This window comes from Blautia sp. BCRC 81119 (genome assembly GCF_003184505.1).
GTDB lineage: Bacteria > Bacillota > Clostridia > Lachnospirales > Lachnospiraceae > Blautia_A > Blautia_A fusiformis.
This window is the reverse complement of sequence record NZ_QJHD01000043.1, coordinates 1-19,244: the sequence shown is the minus strand read 5'-3', so window position 1 is coordinate 19,244 and position 19,244 is coordinate 1. Positions and strand designations below refer to the sequence as shown.

The following is a 19,244-nucleotide window of genomic DNA, read 5'->3' as shown; positions in this document are numbered from 1 at the left end:
TAATTATCGTTCATCACGTTTGTAATGGGAACGATGATATTTGAAACGCTGTCGGGGTTCTTGTAGCTGTCCACATTCTCAGCAAGGCTGATAAAGCGAACACCCATTTGAACAAACAGATTGTCGATCAAACTTCCGGCATCGCTATAATTTCGTGCGAAGCGGGACAGGTCTTTTACTATAACGCAGTTGATTTTACCACTCATGACATCCGCCAAGAGCCGTTGAAAATCTTCACGGTTAGCGTCCGTTCCAGTATGTCCGTCATCTACATATTCCGTGATACTTTCAAACTCGTCAATGTTGCGTCGGTAAAAATCGTTCAGTAGGTCACGCTGGTTCTTTACGCTGTTGCTATCGTCTTTTCCTTTTTTCAAATCTTCCTTTGAAAGCCGGATATAGATGCCCAGCCGCCAGCGGCGGATTGTGTAAGAGGGAGAGAAACTCTGCTGATACCCTCTGTTTTTTGCTCGTGCCATTGTTCCTCCTTCCCTATCACATTACACTTATATTATAACTCTGTCCGGGGAGGACAACAAGGATGCCTCCGCTTCGGGACACTTTGTCTCGAAGAAGCAAAATGAGCTGTAACCGAAGTTACAGCCCGCTTCTTTGCCGCAGCAGGAAATCCGTCAGCTTATCTTGGAGAGATGGCCCGCTTTCAGCAAATTCAATTTTCACGCCAACACCACCGATGCAAAAGCAGTATGGATTTTTGACAGTCTGCAAAAATCGAGAGATGCGCTCCTTTCGGGAAAGCGCATTGTCAAAGGTCATACCGCTCACATCAGGCAGGGACTCGGCAGCCACCGCGCCAATGTCAACGCTTCTCATTTGTTCAAGTTTCTGTGTAGTTAATTTCACGGTAAACCTCCTTCGCAGATTGATAGAACGCCTCCCGCTGTTTGGTGGGGAAACGCAACAGGCCAGCACCACCGGGATGCTGGCCTGTTGCCTTACTCCACCTTGGGACACTTTGTCTCGAGGTTCATTATAGTTTTTGAATATTAGAGAGCGCTGCACATATTTACTTGGCCTGTCCAAAGACAATCGTTATTTTCTGTGCGGCGCTCTCAACGCAAGTAAAGCGACAAGCCCGGAGGAACAGGCAGCCAACCTGTTCAGCGCCGGATCATGGCCTTGGGATGGCCGGGCCCATTTACAGTGTTGGTGTTGTTCGCTCAATCTCTTTTGGGAGATGTCACCGCGCACCCACCGTCTGGCTCCACGTACTTACTCCGGGTTGCCGTTATTCCCTTTCGTTAGGAAGAAAACCTCCTCTCATAAACCGAGACATTTTTTCATCAATTCCAAGTGGGTTAAGAAGAAAAAATCAAAAAGTTTTTTTCATACGCTCAAGGCCACGCTTGATCGACTGGCGGACAGACTCCTCATGTACGCCCTCGGCCACGGCAATTTCCTTGATGCTCTTTCCAAGAATGATGTGGGCATCAATCCTGCGGCCCTGGATCTCCGGCAAAGAGTTGAGTGCGTTCCACAGACGGATGAACAGCTCCATACGCTCCAGTAGCTCCTGGGGCGTTGGCTCATGCAGGCAGGCGGAATATTCGATCCCGTCATCGCAGTCCAGAGAATACTGCGCCTTATGCCGGGAGAGCCGCCGCTGGTAGGCCATTTCGTGCCGGGCATCGGACACAAATACTTCGGCTACCTCGCCAGAAACCTCGATAAACTGATCCTATGTGTACCAATAATAAAAATCCTTCAGATTGATTGTGGTCATAAATAAACCTCCGTTTCGGTGTTGGGTGGATGAGTGACCGAAACGGGGCTCGGCGGGGAGCGGCACCCCGGGGAGCCGCCCCGCACCTCGGGACAATTTGTCTCGAAGTACAAAAAAGCGCCTGGGCGGCATGAAGCCACACGGACGCATGAAGTTACATATTCATTTGTGTACTGTCTAATTTCACATTCATAACCAGACTGTCCCGGAGGGGGAGCTGCGCTTTTTTTAGCTGGTGTAGATCATGGGTACTGTGAAAAAAGGCAAAAATGGACACGGCGGCAATCCTCCTATATGCCGCCGCAGATTTACACGGTGTTAGACCGTCGTTGGGTTAGGATAGACGAAAAGAAGCGGCGGCTCTGAAAATCAAAGCCGCCGTTTCAAATGGGCGTGTCAAATTGTCTGCTCTACGACGGCTTTTTTTCTTTTGCCATCGTCCGGCAGAAAATCAATTCATTCTATTTTGAACTTCTTTTATGCTACCTGATGTCTGCAATAGGAATGAATCGCCAAAAATGTAAACACAAATAATTCAATTCCTGCTGAAAGTAAAATGACATGCGGTGTCCAAAAACTCATTCCGCCGATATGCAGATAGTTAAAATTTGCAAGCTGATAAAGAAAGTTGTTCTGCATACCAATTCCGGCAGATGGAAGTATGGCAGAGAGCCATGTTGCGCCCATCGCCACATAAGCAAAAAGTGGCAGGAGAAGAACTACAATAGAAATCAGCAAAACAGTCAATGTATCTTTGCACTTTGCAGACAGGAATAGCGTACAGCTAACGGTTGCTAATACTGAGAGCAAGCCTACTGCGGCAAGAATAATCTGCAACTGTCCCAGATTGATATTTGGTAGATTGATGATAGAGTATAGCATTTGGAATGATGTTTTTAAGCAGTCCGTCCCGAACGCTGCATTCAAAATCAGAATATGTACCGTGACTCCAACAAGGAAAGTAACAATAAAAAGCGTAAAGGCTGCCAAAATTTTGGTAACTGCCAATCGTGTACGCCCGTGCTTGGTGGTTCGCAGAATACTGTCACCACCCGTTTGATATTCACCAGCGAAAGTAGGTGCTGCGATTGCCACGCACAAAATAGCAAGGAACAAAATATAAAACTCAATATAATCAAATGCGTCTTTAGAAATTCCAGAATGAAAATAAAACGGTTTGTAAACTCCTGAATATTTTTCAAGAGCTTTCTGCTGTGCCGTCTCATATTTTCCTTGTTCATTCCGCATGACATCCTGTAAATGTTCTGCGCACTTTTCATAATAGGCTTGGTCAATATCATCTGGGTTAATATCCATTAAATCAGCACCAATGCCTGTTAATGGATCGGCAAACGCCTCGGATAGGCCTTTCAGCAAGGGGCGGATCGGGAGGATTTTTTCAATATATAGCGTCAGAGGAAATCCCTCTTCCTCAACTGGTCCATATTTCTGAACACAGCTTTGATAAGTTTCCAGAGCAGCCTTGATCCTATCTGGGGTCACTTCACCAGCAGATGTTTCATAAAAATCTTTTTTATACTTGATAGCAGCCAAGCCATCCAATTCTGTAACCGTCCCATCTTCGTTCGGACGGTTGATACCCTCAAATGAAATAGGCAAATATGCCATAGCTACTGAAAGCAAAAGTGCAATCACAAGTAAAATCACGGTACGCCGTGATTTCAAAATACGTTTTAGTTCAAGTCTAAAAAGTCGCATATTATCTGTCCTCCTTTTCTAAGTCTGTCTGCGGAAATAACCACAGATACAGATCCTCCAAGCGTGGTTCTGTTGCCACAGAACCTTCAATTTCTGAATACTCAGACAAATAACGGAGGGAAACTTGATTGTGATCCTCACCGCGCTGATTGATAATGCGTAGCCGCATTTCATATTCCGGCAGCTTTGAGGCCGGAATTGTGCAATTCCAAACCTTGCCTCCAATTTGCTTGACGAGTTCTGCGGTGGTTCCTACGTCAACAATTTCTCCGGCTTTCATAATGGCGTTGCGCGTAGAGATATATTCTATGTCAGATACAATATGAGTAGAAATCAGTACGATTCGATCATGCGAAAACTCGGAAATAAAATTCCGCAGACGCACGCGCTCTCCGGGATCAAGTCCTGCTGTCGGTTCGTCCATGACAAGTATCTCTGGGTCGTTCAACATAGCCTGTGCAATACCAACACGCCGCTTCATACCACCGGACAGATTGGAGATTTTTTTCTTTTTCACATCGGAAAGCGAAAGAATGTCCAACAAATGATTGATCTTTGGGGTGGTTGCCCTTGTAGGAATATCTTTAAGTGCAGCCATATACTCCAAATAATCTTTGACCGTAAAATCCCGGTGATACCCAAATTCCTGCGGCAGAAAGCCAAACTTGCTTCGGTAGACTTCACCTAACTCTCGAATGTCTTTTCCGTCATAGTAAACCGCTCCGTTGGTTGGTGTCATAATATCAGCAATCATGCGCATGAGCGTGGTTTTCCCTGCACCATTCGCCCCCAAAAGTCCCCAAACGCCGGGAGTCAATGTCAGATTAACATCATTTACTGCTGTTTTGTCTTTGAACTGCTTGCTTAAATGCTCTATTTTCAGTTCCATGCTTACACTCCTTTCTTTTGTTTCAGCTGAACAATAAAAAGCCCTTGTTCGATAATCATTGTACCGAACAAAGGCTTTTCAATCTCAAAAATCACACGCTTAAATTCCTAAGTAATTCCTAAGATCACATTCTTATTTTCCTAAGCGGAAAGTGGTAATGTAATCACAAAGTCTATGGTTTCGTTTTGACTGGATGCAGTAATCTTTCCACCATGTAAATGTATAATTTCCTCAGCAATAGACAGGCCAAGTCCCGCACCACCTGTATTAGAAAGCCGAGCATCATCCAAGCGATTGAATTTTTCAAATATACTGTTAAGCTGTTCCTGTGGAATTGTTTTTCCACGATTTTCAAAAGTGATCTGAATACCATGTTCTAACCGTTTGGCGGATATAGTGATTTCTGTCTGTGGGTAGCTATATGACGCTGCATTTCGTAAAAGGTTACTGAAAACTCTCGCCAGTTTTTCGGGATCAGCGTTCACAGATAAGTTGTCCTCCGCAGTAAATACCGCCGTGTTGCCATTTGCAGAGAGTGTCGGATATATTTCATCTATTACCTGTGCAATCAAGCAATGCAGGTCCACGTTCTCTTTCTTGATAATGACCGTGTGTGCATTGTATTTTGTGATTTCAAAAAGCTCGTTGATGAGTTTTTCAAGACGATCCGCCTTATCCAATGCAATCTTAACATATTTTTTCTTTTGCTGCTCAGGCATATCTGGGGCTTCATGGAGCAAACTCAAATAACCTATCACTGTTGTCAGTGGAGTGCGTATATCGTGCGCCAAATACATGACAATTTCATTTTTCTTTTCTTCTGCCTGCTTTGCAGCCTGCTTGCTCAACAGAACAGACATTTTGATATGATTGAGCTGTTCCTCCAGTTCTTTCAGCGGATCAGACAACGATACTGTATGGCTGTTCTGCTCATAGACCGTTTGGGTTGCGTTAATTACTTCATCCAGATAGTCCCACGGCTTTTTCCAATAATAATTGAAGATACATACAAAGCCTATCACCAGATACAGAATAAACAGCAGATCGAGCCGCCAGTAGAACCATGCAAAAATACCGTTGTCAAATTTTGAAAAGATGTAGTTCAAGAGAAGGGTCAAACCATATCCAACAATGGTATAAACCAGCAATGATAGATATAGGCGCACTTTAAGGCGTTTTTCTGTTGCCATTTCTTTATTCGACATAAATACACCTCCTACCGATTGGCAAACAGAATAAAGCTAAGCAGGCCAATCACGACAACACTTACTATGCCTGCCAGAATGGAAAACAGTCTGTTTGCTTTTATTCTATTTCCGATTAACCGAGCCACCATCAAATATACAATAAGCCCCAAAAGGCCGCCTACTGTATTTGTGAGTACATCGGTAATATCAGAACGTCCGATTGCTAAAACATATTGCGTGGTTTCCAGCAAAAAACTGGTTCCTGCAATCATCATTATCTTCGCATATAGTTTTACTTTTGGCATCAGCATTTGAAGATAGATACCCATAGGCACAAAAATCAAAACATTTTCGAGCACCTCTGTTAAGTGAAATGCTGCTCCAATTTCCTTATCATAGTGAAAAGGAATACAGTTTATACTTCTTATCTTGTCCAGATCACTGATTGAAAATTGTAGTTTGAAAAGTATGATCCAAACCAAGAGTGCCAGATAAATTAAGAATAAAATGGTTACGAAACAATTTGATTTTCTTTTCATAGCGTACTCCTTTCGCTTAAATTTTGTAGCCAACACCCCAAATCGTTTTAATATACTGCGGAGTATCGGAAGTATCTTTCAGTTTCTCACGCAGATGCCGGATATGCACAGTAATTGTGCTGCTGTTTTTAGAGTAGTATTCATCTTTCCAAACTGCATGAAACAGTTCCTCAATACTTACAACATTCCCAGCACTTTCCAAAAGAACCTGGAGGATAGAAAATTCTGTCGGTGTCAAAGAAACCGGCTCACCGTCTAACAAACATTCATGGGTCTGTACATTCAAGCACAATTTGTTATAGGAAAGTTCCGATGGAACTTTCTCTACGATGATACCGGGCGAATATTTCTTGTAACGTCTTAATTGTGCTTTCACTCTGGCAACTACTTCAAGTGGGCGAAAAGGTTTTGTCACATAATCGTCCGCTCCCAATGTCAGCCCTGTTATTTTATCCGTTTCCTCAATTTTAGCCGTTAGCATTATGATTGGATAAGTGTATTTCTTTCGGATAAGCTGGCAAAGTGAAAAGCCGTTCATATCCGGGAGCATAATATCCAGAATGGCAAGATCAATGTTGCCGCTTTCAATACACGACATGGCATCCGTTGCGCAGTAAAATTTATAAACGACATAATTTTCATTTTTCAAGTAGACCTCCAACAGATCAGCTATATCTTGCTCGTCATCTATAATCAATATCTTTTCAGACATATTTCCAACTCCTTTTTGCTCGTATTCGATTAAGTATAACAAATACAGTGTTCAAGTTCTCAATGGATTGCATGAGAAATTATTAAGATTTTCCTTAGAACAGATTTACTTTTTATCCTCGATGTTATTATATATCCGTTTACAGCATCCATCAATGATGCAAGCACGAAATTAAATAGTCAGTAGTATGAAAACAATAGTCGTTCAAATAATATCACATGAAATGTAAAATTACATTAGGTGATGTTATGAAGATAGAACGAGATGAACGACGATTTGATTTTCACGATATAGGGCTTGCTATCAAGCGAGCTCGGGAGGCCAGCGGGATGACACAGGAGCAACTGGCCTATATTGTTGACCGCGCTCCGCGTACCATTATGTATAACGAAAATGACGGTCAGCATCCAAGCCTCAACACCTTTTATCAGATGGTCACAATGTTTGATATATCGGTGGATCAATACTTTTACCCGTCCCAGAATAGCGGGAGCGAGTGCAGAAAGCGGATTGATGCCATGTTGAACGCCTTGGACGAAAGAGAATTGAAAATCGTTGAAGCTACAATCCAAGCGATGAAAGCATCGAAAGAAACGGAGGAAACGTAAAAGAAAGCGTAACCTCCGTTTTTTTGCGCCCTGTTGCGGGTTGCGCGTTTTGGCAAGCAATTCGGGTGTGGCCACACTCCGAAATTTTTGCAGGGCGCAGGGCCCGCAAAAATGCTTGTTGGGGAGCTCCCCAAACCCGCTGTACTTCGGGACAAATTGTCCCAAAGTCCCGGTGCGCTGCACCGTAGTCTGCGGCCCGTCACTATCGTTCCTGGGCCTTATTTTCACGCTCGTCTGTTATGCCGAGCAGATGATCAATGTTCGCTTTTATTGCCACGGCCTCTCGCATTTGCCGCTGGGCCTCCCGGTATTCTGCATAAAGCGCTTTTTTCTGTCCTGCCAACTCACGGCGGGATTTTTTTAGTGCTTCAATTTTAGGGAGCTTTGCGCCGTTCAGTATGGTGTTCATGGTATCCTTTGCCGCCCGGTAAGTGGCAAGCTCTGCTTCATGCTGGGCCAGATACTTTTTGCTGTACCGCGCAGCCTTGTACCCATCGAACACCGGTCGGGTTTTGGCATAGTCCACCGTGGCAGCCATCAGCTCCGAGGTTTTGGAAAGGGCCTCCTCCGCTGTACGGAGCTCGTCAGACAGCTTGTGAAAGTGATCCACAGCAGCCTCGGTGCGGGCCGTCAGCGCCGCATAGTCTGTCAGATGATGCTCCTGCAAATACTGGAGCGCAGCCGCCATCTGCTTTAAGTTGTAGACCTTGGCCCATCGTTCATAGGCCGGGCCTTTGCCCTGGGCCATACGCTCTTGAATGTCGATGATGAGATTGACTCGCCGTGGCGGAACCGTGGGCTCCTCTGGCAGTTCAGGGAGCGGACGTTCCCCGGCAATTACCGCCTTGATGTCCTCCGGGTCAAATCCGGCTCCAAGTGTAGAAGCCCGTAGCCGGGTCGGTTTTTCCTGCCCGGGCGCAAGGAATGAGATGACACCGCCGCGCCCCTGTTTTACCGCAAAGCCGGACTCCTCCATGAGACGAAGAAAGTCGGCAAAGTCCGTGGGCTTTTTCTCCAAAGCGGCGAGAACAGCCAGCCGCACCCGCTGCTTGGCAGAGGGCGGCTTTTTCCCGATCCACTGGCCATAGTGAAGAAAGCGGCCCTTGCTGTGCTGGCGCGGATTTTGAATGACAGACAATTCATGTTCGATGCACACGCGGTCAGAGAGCCGCCGCAGGGCAAAGGACGAACCAATAAAATTATGAAATTTCCGGGAGCGGTCAAAGGCCGTTGCATTGAAATAAATGTGATTGTGGATATGGGCCTTGTCGGTATGCGTACAGACAAAGAACTGATACTTTCCCTTTGTCCATCGCATTGCCGTTTCATAACCGATACGGTTTGCTTCTTCCGCCGTAACCTCCCCAGGCAGAAACGCCTGCCGGATCTGAAAGAACAGGGCCCCGCGAGATACGGCCCGGCCTGTCTCTGCAAGGTATTGACTTTTTACCAGAAGAAACTCGGCGGGGGCCGTGTTCGGATCGCAGAGATAGGAAGATACGGCTCCCAGCTTTTCCGGGTTCAGGCCATAGGTGAAACGATCCTCCATCGTTTGAATTGCACTTTTTCCCGCCGCTGTTTTATAAGGGCGGATGTAGGTGGTCGCCGTAGAAATCCCTCCTTCCGGCAAACAGTATTTTTACTTTGGGACACTTTGTCCCGAAGTAGAAAAAACCGGGGAGCGGTATCAACCACTCCCCGGATGGGTCAGAGCTCTACCAGCGCGGAGAGCTGTTTCAAAAGATCAGATAGCGGCCCCCACAACGCGGCATAGTCCCGCTGTAAGGCTGCGAGTTCTTCGGGATAAATCGCGCCGTAGGTGTTGACTTGAATTGCCACTTGGTTCAGATTGTTGGAGCAGCGCCGCTGGAGCGAAACCAGCTCACGAACAGGCGAAAGGTCAACATGAAGCACATACCCACTCAGGGCCATTTTCCGCATATAGGCTCCCATATTACGGATGCCAGCCTCCGCCATACGTTCTTGAATCAGAGCCTGCTCCGCCTCCGACACCATCACATGAAGATGGATCGGACGGCGGCGCTTTTTTGTCATCGCTCCTCACGCTCCCGGCTGCGGCAGGCGCGGGGCGGCTCCTTTACCTTATCCAGCGGCTTTTCCTGTTTGTCTGCCGGAACAGGGTGCGGCAAATGAAATTCACGGTGCAGGCGCAGCACCTCCAGTACAGACAATTCCTGTTCACGTTTCTTTTCCATATACGCACCTCCTTATCTATCGCCACGGTCAGGCTGCCTCCGTTGGGGAGCCGGAGCCTCCGAGCCGCGATCTGCCTCCGCCAACTTTGCCGCATTTTTCATCTGCTCGGCAATCGGACGGGGCCTGTCGGGATTATCAGGCGCAGGACGCAGCTCATAGTCGGATGCCTGTTTTTCCGTTAGCGGGCGGGTATAGGTAAGATAGCCCCAAGCCAGGAACGAGCCATTTTCCACCGGGATGCGCTGATCGTAATTGAAGATTTCATCCGGCTTGTTATAAGGCGGCTTCGGGAATGTCCCGATGTCCACAGGCCGCTGGGTCGAATAATACTTGTAAAGGCCGGGAGCCTCGGTCTGCCTGATCCCCACGTTATAAATACGCTGATAGTCCTGCACCCGGTCTGTGAAATCCTGTTCCATCGCGGTGCGGTCATTTCCATAGTGACCCCATTCGTACTGCCGCTGGCCGTCCTTGTCATCATAGCAGGCCCATGTGACATAGCGGGATGGCGCGGTGGGATGTTCGCCCAATGCAAATCCCCGTCCATTTTCCAGCATGACCGCCTTCAAAATAGCATAACCTTGATTTTTGTCCATAGTACACCTCCCATCATCGAGACATTTCTTTGTTTTCTCTTTTCGCAAACGGCTGGAGCTGATAGGGGCTTGTACCGTCCTCGGGCCGCAGAAAGTCTATCCGGGCTGCAGCACGGATGGCGTTCTGGTTAAGCTGCCGCTGCCATGCCCCTTGGCTGGGAGCCCACTTAAAGCCGTTGCTTTTCAGTTCCTGCCTCTGATCGGCATCGGGCTTTTCCTCGAAAATGAGCTGCAAACGGTTTTCAGCCTCGTTGGTTTTTGCCTCGCCTCCGGGGAATGTCCAGCCTGCAAACTCGGAGCGGTTGCTCAGTTCCTCAATGCGCTGGCGCACACGGCGGATGTTGGCGTTGTTGTTGGAAAGCAGATAGGCGGGATACGGCTTGCTTTTGTCCAAGTGCCATGACTGCGCCATATCTGCTTTGAGCTTTTCTGCCTGCTCCGGCGTAAGCTCCGGGCAGCCATCCAGCGTTTTGTGTTTCCGAAAATACGCATTGATCGCCTTCATGGTGGCCTGCTGGGACTCCAGCCCCTCCAGCTTTTTTGTCAGCTTTTCCACGGCCAGATCATCGTCTGCGCTGATCCCGCCCATACCAACAGAGCGGATTTTCTCAAGCAGCTTTGAAATCTCCGCATACTCTCCATAGTTGCGATCCCGGGCGGCGTTCTGCTTGTGCTTTTTTGCCACAGGGAAATTACCGCCCCCGGAGATCAGAATAGAGGGCACCCGGGCATCAATCACATTGCGTTCATTCAGATTTTCCGCAAGTTTCCGGGCATAGCGATCCACCAGCGCGTCAATCTTATCGTGGTACATGGGATCGACACGGGCTTTCTGGCGTTCCGCCGCTGCATACGCTTCATCGACCATTGCCCGGTAGCCCGCCGTAGCGGAGCCCGGCTGATAGTCGGAAAAGCTGTTCATATCTTTTGCCCGCTTTGCGGCTTCTTCGTTGATCGGATAATATTTCGGCATAGTACCTCCTTCCACAAAAGCCGGAACTTTGGGACAAATTGTCCCAAAGCCCCGGCAGCTAAAATGTTGACAGCATCTCACGGAAACAGGGCCGGACATAGAAACATACGCCTCCCGCAGAAAAGGGCCTTAAAAAGCCTTGTCACAGGCGGGTTTGAGGTGGCCTAATTGTCAACACATCAGCCCCGTTTTTTCCGCATATATTCCCGCTGCTGTCTGCGATGTGCCGCTTTTGCACAGGCCGCCGAACAATAGGTTTGCCGTCCATCAGGAGCCACGGCTCTGCCGCATACCGGGCAAGCCTTGAAATCCGGCCTTGGCCCTTCTGTCAGCAGCGCAATCTCCAGCGCCGGATCAAGGGGCAGAACTGCCTCGCGGAAGTAGCGGCAATAAGCCCCCGTCCAGCATTTCCCAAACATATAGCACTCGCAATCCAGCGGCAGGCAGCCGCAGTCCCGGTCATAGTTGGCACACCATTTTGACACCAGCCTGCGGATTGCCGCTTTTTCTGTCCGGGTCAGTTCTCGGCCCACAGCATCACCTCCCGTTGCCCGGTGGTTTAAGCTGCTCCCGGTAGCAGAACACGCAGCCGATCCCGCGCCAGTAAGGGCAGCCGTCACAACGGGAGCCCTTCGGCGGCAGGCTGGGCGGCACATCCTTAAAGTAGCTTTTTTCTTTCATAAATCCCTCATAGGGGTTGTTGGTAAATCTCATTCATTATCCTCGCTTTCGGTATCGTCCTCGTCCCAAGGCGGCCCATCGTCCTCGGAATCGTCATAATCAGCCAGTTCCTCACTGTAATCTTCTTCGGGTACAGCAGCTTTTTCGTGCTTCGGGCGGTAGATTTTCAAGTACCAGCCTGCACCGCCGCCCAGAACAGCCACTGCCAAAATCAGCAGAAGCGTCCCGGTATTACTTTTCTGCTGGGGCTCGGGTTCCGGCTCCTCCGCAGGTTCCGTCACCGGAGCGGGTTCGGGAGCTGTGCCAGCACACTCGGTCATGTTGACCGCGCAGACCTCGCAATCCGTATGGATGGCTCCGGGCGCACATTTTTCTGTGCAGGAGCAGGCCGGAAGTTCTCCGCCAGCGGCCTCCAGTGCCGCCAGCAGATCGGCTTCATCCACCATGTTCAGAAAGTAGGTGTGATACTGTTCGCCGTCCTCGTCCACAGGCTTGTCATAGTCAATGACAATGTAAAAGGTGTTGCCGCCGCTGGTTTCCACCGTGATGAACTGTTTGTTGGTTGCAGCATCGTAGAGCAGATCGCGGGTCACAAGGTTTCCATCCTCCGAAAAGCCCTCGCCCGGGGTAATGGTAGGCGCTGGCTCCGGGGCCGGAGTTTCTTCCACAACAGGCGGTTCCTCATTCCCGCCGTCCGAATAGGCATAGGCCGGGATTGCAAAGCCGCATAAAAGAACGGCGGAGCAAAGCCCCGCCGCCAACATACGAAAGTGTTTCATATTCAGTTTTCCTCCTTTTCTTCTTCGGACTTCGGGACACTTTGTCCCAAAGTACCTCCGTCCTTCAGCTTTTCAAACAGCAGCGGGAGCTCCGTAAGGGAAATGCTCATACCGCGCACAATGTCCACGATCTCGCTGTTTTCCGCCTCCAGCTTTTTCTGCTCCAGCTCCTTGAGCCGGGCCTGCTGTTCACTGATTTTGGCCTTGACCTTATCAATCTCGGCCTGAATTTTCATGCTTTTGGTAGTTGCCATTTCAAAACCTCCTGTCACGGTAAACGCCCGTAGGCGTAAAAATGAGATTGCCAGTAGCTTGTATTCAAATTTGCGTAGCCGATGGGATCTCCGCAATGCAGCATTTTTCCATCACCGACATAAATCCCGCAATGGCTCACGCCCGGCGTGTCATAGGTGCCTTTGAAGAACACCAGATCACCGGGTTTGGGAGAACTGGTCGGCGTACAGATGTTATAGAGCCCCTGGGCTCCCAGCCTGCCCACATTCCAGCCGGAGTGATTGATAACCCACGAAACGTACCCCGAGCAATCAAAGGAAGTGGCGGGAGAACTGCCGCCCCACACATAGGGATAGCCGATGTATTTCTGCGCTTCGGCAAGCATCGCGGCAAAGGTTTCATCGTCCAGATATTCTCCGGGCACTTCGTAATCACCGGGTTTCCCGGTAATGTACTTGTTCACATAGGGAGAATCCGGGAACAGATCGGGGCGGTTTCCCAGCGTTGCCATATAGATGGCATACCGTGAAAGCTGCTCCTCGCTCATGACATATACGGGCACATGGGATAAATCAAAGTTCTCCAGCGTGACCGTACAGATGTAATAATCGTAAGGCACCTGATAGGTGTCCGTATGGGAGTTGCCATCCTCGTCCGTCCATGTGTCGGTTTCCGTGCGATACCGGGTTTCCACCACTACATCCTCCGTGAGAATGTACTGGCGGTCAAACAGCATTTGCAGCGTTCCCTGTACTTCGTCTATTGTCCATTGCCCCTCATGGAGCGCACACAAAAGAGAAAGCAGCACATAGGGGTCATGTTCGATTTCGTCCAGATCGAAGTGGTATTCGTCATAGTCATGGGTGCTTTCATAGGTGTCCAGATAATGCTGCAAATCATCTTCCAGCGCACAGTAGGCAGCTTCGGCGGCCAGCATATCCCAATCCTCGCAAGGATAGGTGCTGGCCCCTAATGCACCGGCCCCGGCGTTCCCCAGCATAAGCATGGTAGAGGAACAGGACTGCATAGCAAACAGGAGTAACACACAGAGCACCGCAATCACGGCACCTGCGGGATGACTTTTGACAAATTCCACTGCCCGGGCGGTCAGGCGTTCTGTGGCTGTGGCAGTTTTCCCAGCCGCAGCCGCGCCCTGCTTTGCAGCCTCCTTTGCCTGCTTGCGGTATTGCCTGCGAAGCCGTTGCTTCTGCCAGTAGCGGGTAAGGGCATTTTTCGTCAGCTCCGGGTGCTCCTGTGCGGCGGTGTGAAAATGGTAGTCCGCCGTGTATTTGGTATAGCGGGCCTCGGCCTTGCGTACCACTTTTGCCGGATGTTCCCGGACTTTACGGCGCACAAAGCGGGAGCCGTGCCGCAGCGCGGTTTCTCCCGCAAGCTCAGAACGGTGTGCGCCTTCTGTGCCGACATTTTCCTGTTCCACTTCAAAAATCTTGCCATGCACGAAGCTGTGAACGGAACCACTGGCAACACGGCCTATGCGTTTTACCGGGCCGGGCTTTTTCGGCGGCTTTTGTTTTGCCAGCTTCTCCCGGGCCTGTTCCAGCTTTTCGCCTTGGGACTCCATACGGAGCTTTGCCGCCGCAGCTTGTTCCTGCTGGCTCTTTTTGCGGAACTTGGACTTCGGGACACTTTGTCCCGAAGTGTCGGAAGCCTCCGGCCCGGGCTGTTCCCCGTCAGGGGCGTGGGCGGTCTGCGACCAAGCCTCCTCCTTGGTTTTATTCGTTTTTCGTTTCATTCTTCATATCCTCCGGGCGGGTAGTCAGCAGGTCATAGATTTCTCCGCGAGGGAACCGATCCACAAACGGGATGGTCACATTTCCATAGAACAACAGCCCCTCGCCGGAATTGCTGTGTGTGATATAGGAAAGCTGATGCTCGGAAATACCGAGCTGTTTTGCCAGAATGGTACGGTCACTCTGCGCCTGCGAAAGCAGAATCATAAAATCCGTGTTGTCCAGAATGTTCTCGATTTCCCGGCTGGCCAAAAGGTCTTTGACGTTCTGCGTCAAAGCAGACGGCACACATCCTTTTTTACGCAGCATTTTCCAGACTGCCACAAAGTAGCTGGCTGTCAGCGGATCGCGGAGCAGGATATGAAACTCGTCAAAGTAGCACCAAGTCGCCGCACCCTCGTGGAAGTTCTGATCCACCGCCTGCGAAACAAACTCATTTGTGATGTGCATTGCAATCTTTCTAAGGTTTTCGCCCATGTTTTTCAGAACGATGCACACCACACGGCTGTCCGTCTTGACGTTGGTAGGATGGTTAAAGAGATTGAGGGAGCCTGTGCAATAAAGCTCTAAGGCAGTTGCCACGCGCCGGGCTTCGGGCTCCGGCTGGCGTAAGAGCTCTTCGTACAAATCCTGTAACAGCGGTGTTTTTGCGGTTTCCAATCCGAGTGCCTGCTCCCGGTACACCAAACGCACACAGCGGTCAATGACCGTCTTTTCAATGGGCTGCAAGCCTTCCTTGCCGCCGACCACCAGCTCGCACAGGGACAAAAGAAAATCCGCCTTCATGGAAAGCGGGCTTTCTCCGGCGGCCATATTGAGCTCCACATCCATCGGATTGAGGTGGTGCGGGCTGTCCGGGGCAATCTCGATCACCTGGCCGCCCAGCCTTCGCACCAGCGGAGCGTATTCGCCCATCGGGTCAACCACGATAATCCGATCCTGCGGGATGGTAAGAAACACATTCAAGAGCTCACGCTTTGCAGCAAAGCTCTTGCCGGAGCCCGTAGAACCCAAATACATCCCGTTTGCCGACTTCAGCTTTTTGCGGTCAGCCATGATGACATTGTGAGAAAGTGCGTTCATGCCATAGTAGAGAGCCTGCCCCGCCATGCGGAGCTCCCTTGTCATAAAGGGGATAAAGATGGCTGTGGAGCTGGTTGTCATACCGCGCTGGATTTCTACCTCGTTGTAACCAAGGGCCAGCGAAGAAACAAATCCCTGTTCCTGTTGCCAGTCCAGACGGCGCAGAGCGCAGTTGTATTTCTGCGCGATACCGCCCACGGTAAACACATCGTTTTCCAGCCGCTGGCGAGTAGGGGCAAGGTTTACCACCGTAAAGGTCAGCAGAAACATTCGCTCATTGCGGGATTGCAAATCAGCCAGAAGCTCCGCTGCGTCCTTGCTGAATGTGATCAGGTCAGGGGGAAGAATATCCGGGTCATAGCCGGAGCGCACAGCCTTTCTCTGTTCCTCCACTTTCATTTTTCCGATGTCCGAGATTTTCCCTTTGATGGTCTTAATTGCCTTGAGCTGATCCACGGTCTGAATGTGCATGGTCACGGTCATTTCCGCATCCAGCTCCAAGATTTCCGCCAGCAGCTTATCCGAAAGCTCCGATGCCATAATCTGCAAATAGGACACCGCGCCCCAATACTGGCCGATACGGAATGTTCGGGACTGGCGGAAGTCGAGACTGTCCGGGGCAATAAAGTCTTTTGTGCCGAGCCCGGTTTGCGGGATGTCTTTCCACGAAAAGCGGAACGCCTCACGGCTCCCCGGGTGCATCTGGCTATGAAGCAGCGCAAGGCGGGCCCGTCCGTCCATCGGCTCCGAGGGAACGCCCAGTCGCTTAAAGTTTCCCATGACATCGGCCTCCACACGCTCCAGACGGGGCCGTGCCTCCGCAATCCCCTCGGCGGGTATGCCAAAGGTGATGTATTTTGAGCGTTCAATGCCGTTATTGCTTTTGGCAATCTGATTTTTCAGCATCCCGGTAAACTCATCCCGGACGCTGTTATAGTTGTCATCCGCTTTCGGGATATTGACTTGATAGCGGCTGCGGGAATGGGAACGACGGTTGATAAAGGAAAGCTGGAACGGCAGCGAACTGTCAAAGTAGTTGAGAAATGAACTCCATCCGCTGAATATGGCAGTCTGATCCTCGGTGGAGGCCACAGAGTAATTGATGTCCTCATATTCCACGGTTTTTGTATAGAGCCCGCCCGGGAGCTTGCACACACCGTCCGGGTGCATGGACAGATACGGGATTGTCTGCTGAGCAGACAGGGTCGCCCGGCCTTTACCCTTGGCGGCGGCTCCGTTTTTCTTCTTTGTGTTTTTCAATCACATCCTCCTTTCCAGCGCCCGGCCCGGCAAAGGGCGCATAAATGTTTTCGGTTCGGTAGGCCCTGATCCCCGGCCTTAGAAACTTGGCCCGGATGATATTCCGCACCACCTTTTCAAAGGGTAAGCCGTCCTTTTCATACATGGCCAGCAGGAACGCCGGGAGCATAATTCCCAGCATGAGAAACATCGCCCCGGTATTGCCGAGGGTGCCACGGGTCAGCAGATAGGCCGGAATCCCCACTGCGCCCGCGCTGCCGAAGCAGACAAGCTGGCGTTTGGTGAGGTTGAAAGCCATCTTTGTTTTGATTTTGGATAAATCGTTTGGTACGTTTACATAGGGCATAGATCACACTCCTTTCTGCACTTCGGGACAATGTGTCCCAAAGTCCGGGATGGTTGGTGTTACTTCATTCCCCCATACAGCCCAGCCGGGCGGGGTCTGCCTGGCAAAGAGCTCCACGCGGGGCAGATCGCCCATCAGGGAAATAATTTTGTCGCGGGCCTCGTCCGGCTTTTTGCTGTGGGCCTCAATCGGGGAAACGATAAATTGATGGATGTTGGCAGCCTGCCGCTTCGGGTGGCCCTTGGTTGCCAGCAGGCAGATTTCTGCATTGCCCCTTGTCCAGAAGCCAAGGCCGTAAAACCAGCTATCCGCCTTCTTGTTCTTTTTCAGCCAGACGAAAGCAACGGATTTATAGGTGAAGCCCCAAGCCTCGATCAGCCGGAGCGCCTCCGGGAGCTGCGGGAAAGTAGCCCATAAAAAGAGTGCGCTGTCCGGGGCTGCAAGATCAGCCACAGGCAACGCACATAAATCCTCAATGCTCATAGTGGGATAATGATTTTCCGCCGCGCCCTGTACTTTCTTAGCCGAGTAGCGCCAAGGGGGATCGGCGTAAATGATAGAATACTGCTGGATAATTACACTCCTTTCTCGCCGGAGCTTTTTACTGCCTGCGCCGCACGAATACGCTCACTGGCTGCGGCATAAAAGGCCGGGGCCGTTTCAAAGCATACAAAGCGACGTTCTGTGTTGATAGCTGCAATCGCGGTTGTGCCGGAGCCCGCGCAAATGTCCGCGACCAATTCGCCGGGGCGGGTATAGGTGCGGATCAGATACTCACAAAGCTCCACGGGCTTCTGTGTGGGATGGATGCCGCCGGACACCGTAGGCACAAAAAGCACATTTCCGGGATAGCGGCGGCCATCGTTGGACTCTGAGCCCTGCCGTTCAAATTTCCCATAGTTAGAGCTTGTACCGCTTCGGGAATGAACACGGGTATATGGCTTGCCGTAAGTAAACTGTGGATTGTAGACCGGGGACTTCTGGTAAAACACCAAGATGTTCTCGGACTTTTTCAGCGGAGCCCGGTTTGCATTGAGAAAGCCCGTTCCGCGCTCTTTGTACCAAATCCACTCATAGCGGAGCATGGCGAGGTTGGATGCGCCCAGCACCTTGTCAAAGGGGCACTGTGCGAAAAACAGCACTGCGCCATTCGGCTTGACCGCCCATTTCACTGCCTCCCACAGCTCTGGGAGCGGCAGGGGCACATCCCAATAATTCCGGGTTGTGCCGTAAGGCGGATCAGTCAACAGCATATCCACGCTATGTTTGGGCAGGGAGCGCAGGCCCTCAATGCCATCCATGAGAAACAAGCCCTCCTTCGGGATACTTTGTCCCAAAGTGCGGCTATCGGTCATTACGGGCCTCCTTTGCCTTGGCAGGCGCAGGCCGGGCAGCGTTTTCTTTTCCCGCTTGCTTTGCAGCCTCGGCCATCTGCTCCTTGATCGGGGCAGGCCGTACCGCCTGGGCCCGTGCAACAAGCTGTTCCACTGCCGCATGATACGCCTCCACACCAGCCGCATTGATCCGTTCCTGTGTGGCTCGGTCAGGAATCCGAACCGTAGCCCGGTATCCCGTCCGGCTGGCAGGATCAGGTTTAGAGGGAGCGCCGAGGAAAATCCCGTTTTTCCCGTCCACAACCTTAAAATCGTCGATGACCACACCGCCAAAATTGACGCTGGCGAAGCCGATCAGTTTTCCCTGCGGCTCAATCGGGCGGACAGATACCGTGATCGGAACAACCGCCTCCTGCAAGACAGCATCTGTCCGCATTTTTACTGCCTCATCAATGCTAACGCCCTTGACTTCTGCAAGCTCCGCGATGGGAGCATCAAACAGCCAGCGCCGTTCCTCCGCAGCAATCTGCTCCGGGGTCAGCAATACATCGTCTTTCTTACTCAGATAAAATTCCTCCTTTCCGCTTGCCGG

24 protein-coding genes are annotated in these 19,244 nt (G+C 50.6%); 1 reads left to right on the top strand and 23 read right to left on the bottom strand.

What is annotated here, in order from left to right:
• The 8 genes from DMI82_RS18705 to vanR form a co-directional block, all read right to left on the bottom strand.
• The coding region (locus DMI82_RS18705) for a recombinase family protein (RefSeq protein ID WP_158526518.1) at positions 1–479 on the bottom strand (479 nt) is incomplete at its 3' end.
• 118 nt (positions 480–597) lie between these two features.
• Positions 598–864: a DUF6870 family protein gene (locus DMI82_RS18700; protein WP_110104228.1), complete on the bottom strand. Its 267-nt coding sequence runs from the start codon at positions 862–864 to the stop codon at positions 598–600.
• Positions 865–1,333: 469 nt separating this feature from the next.
• A complete protein-coding gene (locus tag DMI82_RS18695; protein WP_242981877.1) occupies positions 1,334–1,690 on the bottom strand; it encodes a sigma factor-like helix-turn-helix DNA-binding protein in 357 nt (118 codons plus the stop codon).
• Between the two features lie 531 nt (positions 1,691–2,221).
• Positions 2,222–3,463, bottom strand: coding sequence for an ABC transporter permease subunit (locus DMI82_RS18690; protein WP_110104227.1), 1,242 nt, complete (start codon positions 3,461–3,463; stop codon positions 2,222–2,224).
• 1 nt (position 3,464) lies between these two features.
• Complete coding sequence (locus tag DMI82_RS18685; protein ID WP_110104226.1) at positions 3,465–4,352, bottom strand: ABC transporter ATP-binding protein; 888 nt, start codon at positions 4,350–4,352, stop codon at positions 3,465–3,467.
• 140 nt (positions 4,353–4,492) lie between these two features.
• Complete coding sequence (locus tag DMI82_RS18680; protein ID WP_110104225.1) at positions 4,493–5,557, bottom strand: sensor histidine kinase; 1,065 nt, start codon at positions 5,555–5,557, stop codon at positions 4,493–4,495.
• Between the two features lie 11 nt (positions 5,558–5,568).
• Complete coding sequence (locus DMI82_RS18675) at positions 5,569–6,078, bottom strand: VanZ family protein (protein WP_110104224.1); 510 nt, start codon at positions 6,076–6,078, stop codon at positions 5,569–5,571.
• A 16-nt stretch (positions 6,079–6,094) separates the two neighbouring features.
• Positions 6,095–6,790: a VanR-ABDEGLN family response regulator transcription factor gene (gene vanR / locus DMI82_RS18670; RefSeq protein ID WP_110104223.1), complete on the bottom strand. Its 696-nt coding sequence runs from the start codon at positions 6,788–6,790 to the stop codon at positions 6,095–6,097.
• Between the two features lie 248 nt (positions 6,791–7,038).
• On the opposite strand from vanR, the gene DMI82_RS18665 reads away from it, so the two are divergent.
• A complete protein-coding gene (locus tag DMI82_RS18665) occupies positions 7,039–7,398 on the top strand; it encodes a helix-turn-helix domain-containing protein (RefSeq protein ID WP_014080204.1) in 360 nt (119 codons plus the stop codon).
• 202 nt (positions 7,399–7,600) lie between these two features.
• On the opposite strand, the gene DMI82_RS18660 is transcribed toward DMI82_RS18665, so the two are convergent.
• From DMI82_RS18660 to DMI82_RS18600, 15 genes are all read right to left on the bottom strand, one after another.
• Positions 7,601–8,947: a relaxase/mobilization nuclease domain-containing protein gene (locus DMI82_RS18660; RefSeq protein WP_199579986.1), complete on the bottom strand. Its 1,347-nt coding sequence runs from the start codon at positions 8,945–8,947 to the stop codon at positions 7,601–7,603.
• Between the two features lie 158 nt (positions 8,948–9,105).
• On the bottom strand, positions 9,106–9,453 hold the full coding sequence (locus tag DMI82_RS18655; RefSeq protein ID WP_110104221.1) for a plasmid mobilization protein: 348 nt from the start codon (positions 9,451–9,453) through the stop codon (positions 9,106–9,108).
• Complete coding sequence (locus DMI82_RS20150; RefSeq protein ID WP_003020361.1) at positions 9,450–9,614, bottom strand: hypothetical protein; 165 nt, start codon at positions 9,612–9,614, stop codon at positions 9,450–9,452. Before DMI82_RS20150 ends, DMI82_RS18655 begins: the two co-directional genes overlap by 4 nt.
• 12 nt (positions 9,615–9,626) lie before the next feature.
• Entirely contained in the window at positions 9,627–10,211 is a 585-nt protein-coding gene (locus DMI82_RS18650) for a hypothetical protein (RefSeq protein WP_003020359.1), read from the bottom strand.
• A 13-nt stretch (positions 10,212–10,224) separates the two neighbouring features.
• Complete coding sequence (locus DMI82_RS18645; protein ID WP_110104220.1) at positions 10,225–11,184, bottom strand: hypothetical protein; 960 nt, start codon at positions 11,182–11,184, stop codon at positions 10,225–10,227.
• A gap of 179 nt (positions 11,185–11,363) precedes the next feature.
• Positions 11,364–11,717, bottom strand: a complete 354-nt coding sequence (locus DMI82_RS18640) for a cysteine-rich VLP domain-containing protein (RefSeq protein WP_110104219.1) — start codon at positions 11,715–11,717, stop codon at positions 11,364–11,366.
• Between the two features lie 4 nt (positions 11,718–11,721).
• Complete coding sequence (locus DMI82_RS20145; RefSeq protein WP_199579985.1) at positions 11,722–11,898, bottom strand: hypothetical protein; 177 nt, start codon at positions 11,896–11,898, stop codon at positions 11,722–11,724.
• Positions 11,895–12,644: a DUF4366 domain-containing protein gene (locus tag DMI82_RS18635; protein ID WP_110104218.1), complete on the bottom strand. Its 750-nt coding sequence runs from the start codon at positions 12,642–12,644 to the stop codon at positions 11,895–11,897. Before DMI82_RS18635 ends, DMI82_RS20145 begins: the two co-directional genes overlap by 4 nt.
• Positions 12,645–12,646: 2 nt before the next feature.
• Positions 12,647–12,898 carry a DUF4315 family protein gene (locus tag DMI82_RS18630; RefSeq protein ID WP_015563850.1) on the bottom strand — a complete coding sequence of 84 codons (252 nt, stop codon included), beginning with the start codon at positions 12,896–12,898 and terminating at the stop codon, positions 12,647–12,649.
• A gap of 14 nt (positions 12,899–12,912) precedes the next feature.
• Entirely contained in the window at positions 12,913–14,631 is a 1,719-nt protein-coding gene (locus DMI82_RS18625; protein WP_110104217.1) for a C40 family peptidase, read from the bottom strand.
• Positions 14,612–16,972, bottom strand: coding sequence for a VirB4-like conjugal transfer ATPase, CD1110 family (locus DMI82_RS18620; RefSeq protein ID WP_173765246.1), 2,361 nt, complete (start codon positions 16,970–16,972; stop codon positions 14,612–14,614). The genes DMI82_RS18625 and DMI82_RS18620 overlap by 20 nt, the downstream gene beginning before the upstream one ends.
• Entirely contained in the window at positions 16,929–17,318 is a 390-nt protein-coding gene (locus tag DMI82_RS18615; RefSeq protein ID WP_015563852.1) for a PrgI family protein, read from the bottom strand. The genes DMI82_RS18620 and DMI82_RS18615 overlap by 44 nt, the downstream gene beginning before the upstream one ends.
• Positions 17,319–17,321: 3 nt before the next feature.
• On the bottom strand, positions 17,322–17,891 hold the full coding sequence (locus DMI82_RS18610; protein WP_257362322.1) for an MT-A70 family methyltransferase: 570 nt from the start codon (positions 17,889–17,891) through the stop codon (positions 17,322–17,324).
• Between the two features lie 2 nt (positions 17,892–17,893).
• Positions 17,894–18,673 (bottom strand): DNA-methyltransferase, encoded by a 780-nt coding sequence (locus DMI82_RS18605; protein ID WP_110104215.1) that lies wholly within the window; start codon positions 18,671–18,673, stop codon positions 17,894–17,896.
• A partial coding sequence (locus DMI82_RS18600; RefSeq protein ID WP_242981875.1) for a SpoVG family protein occupies positions 18,663–19,244 on the bottom strand: 582 nt, incomplete at its 5' end. The genes DMI82_RS18605 and DMI82_RS18600, both read right to left, overlap by 11 nt.

Excerpts from the sequence above, each read along its gene's own strand:
- DMI82_RS18690 (WP_110104227.1), bottom strand. The coding sequence starts at position 3,463 with ATGCGACTTTTTAGACTTGAACTAAAACGTATTTTGAAATCACGGCGT.
- DMI82_RS18685 (WP_110104226.1), bottom strand. The coding sequence starts at position 4,352 with ATGGAACTGAAAATAGAGCATTTAAGCAAGCAGTTCAAAGACAAAACA.
- DMI82_RS18680 (WP_110104225.1), bottom strand. The coding sequence starts at position 5,557 with ATGTCGAATAAAGAAATGGCAACAGAAAAACGCCTTAAAGTGCGCCTA.
- DMI82_RS18675 (WP_110104224.1), bottom strand. The coding sequence starts at position 6,078 with ATGAAAAGAAAATCAAATTGTTTCGTAACCATTTTATTCTTAATTTAT.
- vanR (WP_110104223.1), bottom strand. The coding sequence starts at position 6,790 with ATGTCTGAAAAGATATTGATTATAGATGACGAGCAAGATATAGCTGAT.
- DMI82_RS18665 (WP_014080204.1), top strand. The coding sequence starts at position 7,039 with ATGAAGATAGAACGAGATGAACGACGATTTGATTTTCACGATATAGGG.
- DMI82_RS18660 (WP_199579986.1), bottom strand. The coding sequence starts at position 8,947 with ATGGAGGATCGTTTCACCTATGGCCTGAACCCGGAAAAGCTGGGAGCC.
- DMI82_RS18655 (WP_110104221.1), bottom strand. The coding sequence starts at position 9,453 with ATGACAAAAAAGCGCCGCCGTCCGATCCATCTTCATGTGATGGTGTCG.
- DMI82_RS20150 (WP_003020361.1), bottom strand. The coding sequence starts at position 9,614 with ATGGAAAAGAAACGTGAACAGGAATTGTCTGTACTGGAGGTGCTGCGC.
- DMI82_RS18650 (WP_003020359.1), bottom strand. The coding sequence starts at position 10,211 with ATGGACAAAAATCAAGGTTATGCTATTTTGAAGGCGGTCATGCTGGAA.
- DMI82_RS18645 (WP_110104220.1), bottom strand. The coding sequence starts at position 11,184 with ATGCCGAAATATTATCCGATCAACGAAGAAGCCGCAAAGCGGGCAAAA.
- DMI82_RS20145 (WP_199579985.1), bottom strand. The coding sequence starts at position 11,898 with ATGAGATTTACCAACAACCCCTATGAGGGATTTATGAAAGAAAAAAGC.
- DMI82_RS18635 (WP_110104218.1), bottom strand. The coding sequence starts at position 12,644 with ATGAAACACTTTCGTATGTTGGCGGCGGGGCTTTGCTCCGCCGTTCTT.
- DMI82_RS18630 (WP_015563850.1), bottom strand. The coding sequence starts at position 12,898 with ATGGCAACTACCAAAAGCATGAAAATTCAGGCCGAGATTGATAAGGTC.
- DMI82_RS18625 (WP_110104217.1), bottom strand. The coding sequence starts at position 14,631 with ATGAAACGAAAAACGAATAAAACCAAGGAGGAGGCTTGGTCGCAGACC.
- DMI82_RS18615 (WP_015563852.1), bottom strand. The coding sequence starts at position 17,318 with ATGCCCTATGTAAACGTACCAAACGATTTATCCAAAATCAAAACAAAG.
- DMI82_RS18605 (WP_110104215.1), bottom strand. The coding sequence starts at position 18,673 with ATGACCGATAGCCGCACTTTGGGACAAAGTATCCCGAAGGAGGGCTTG.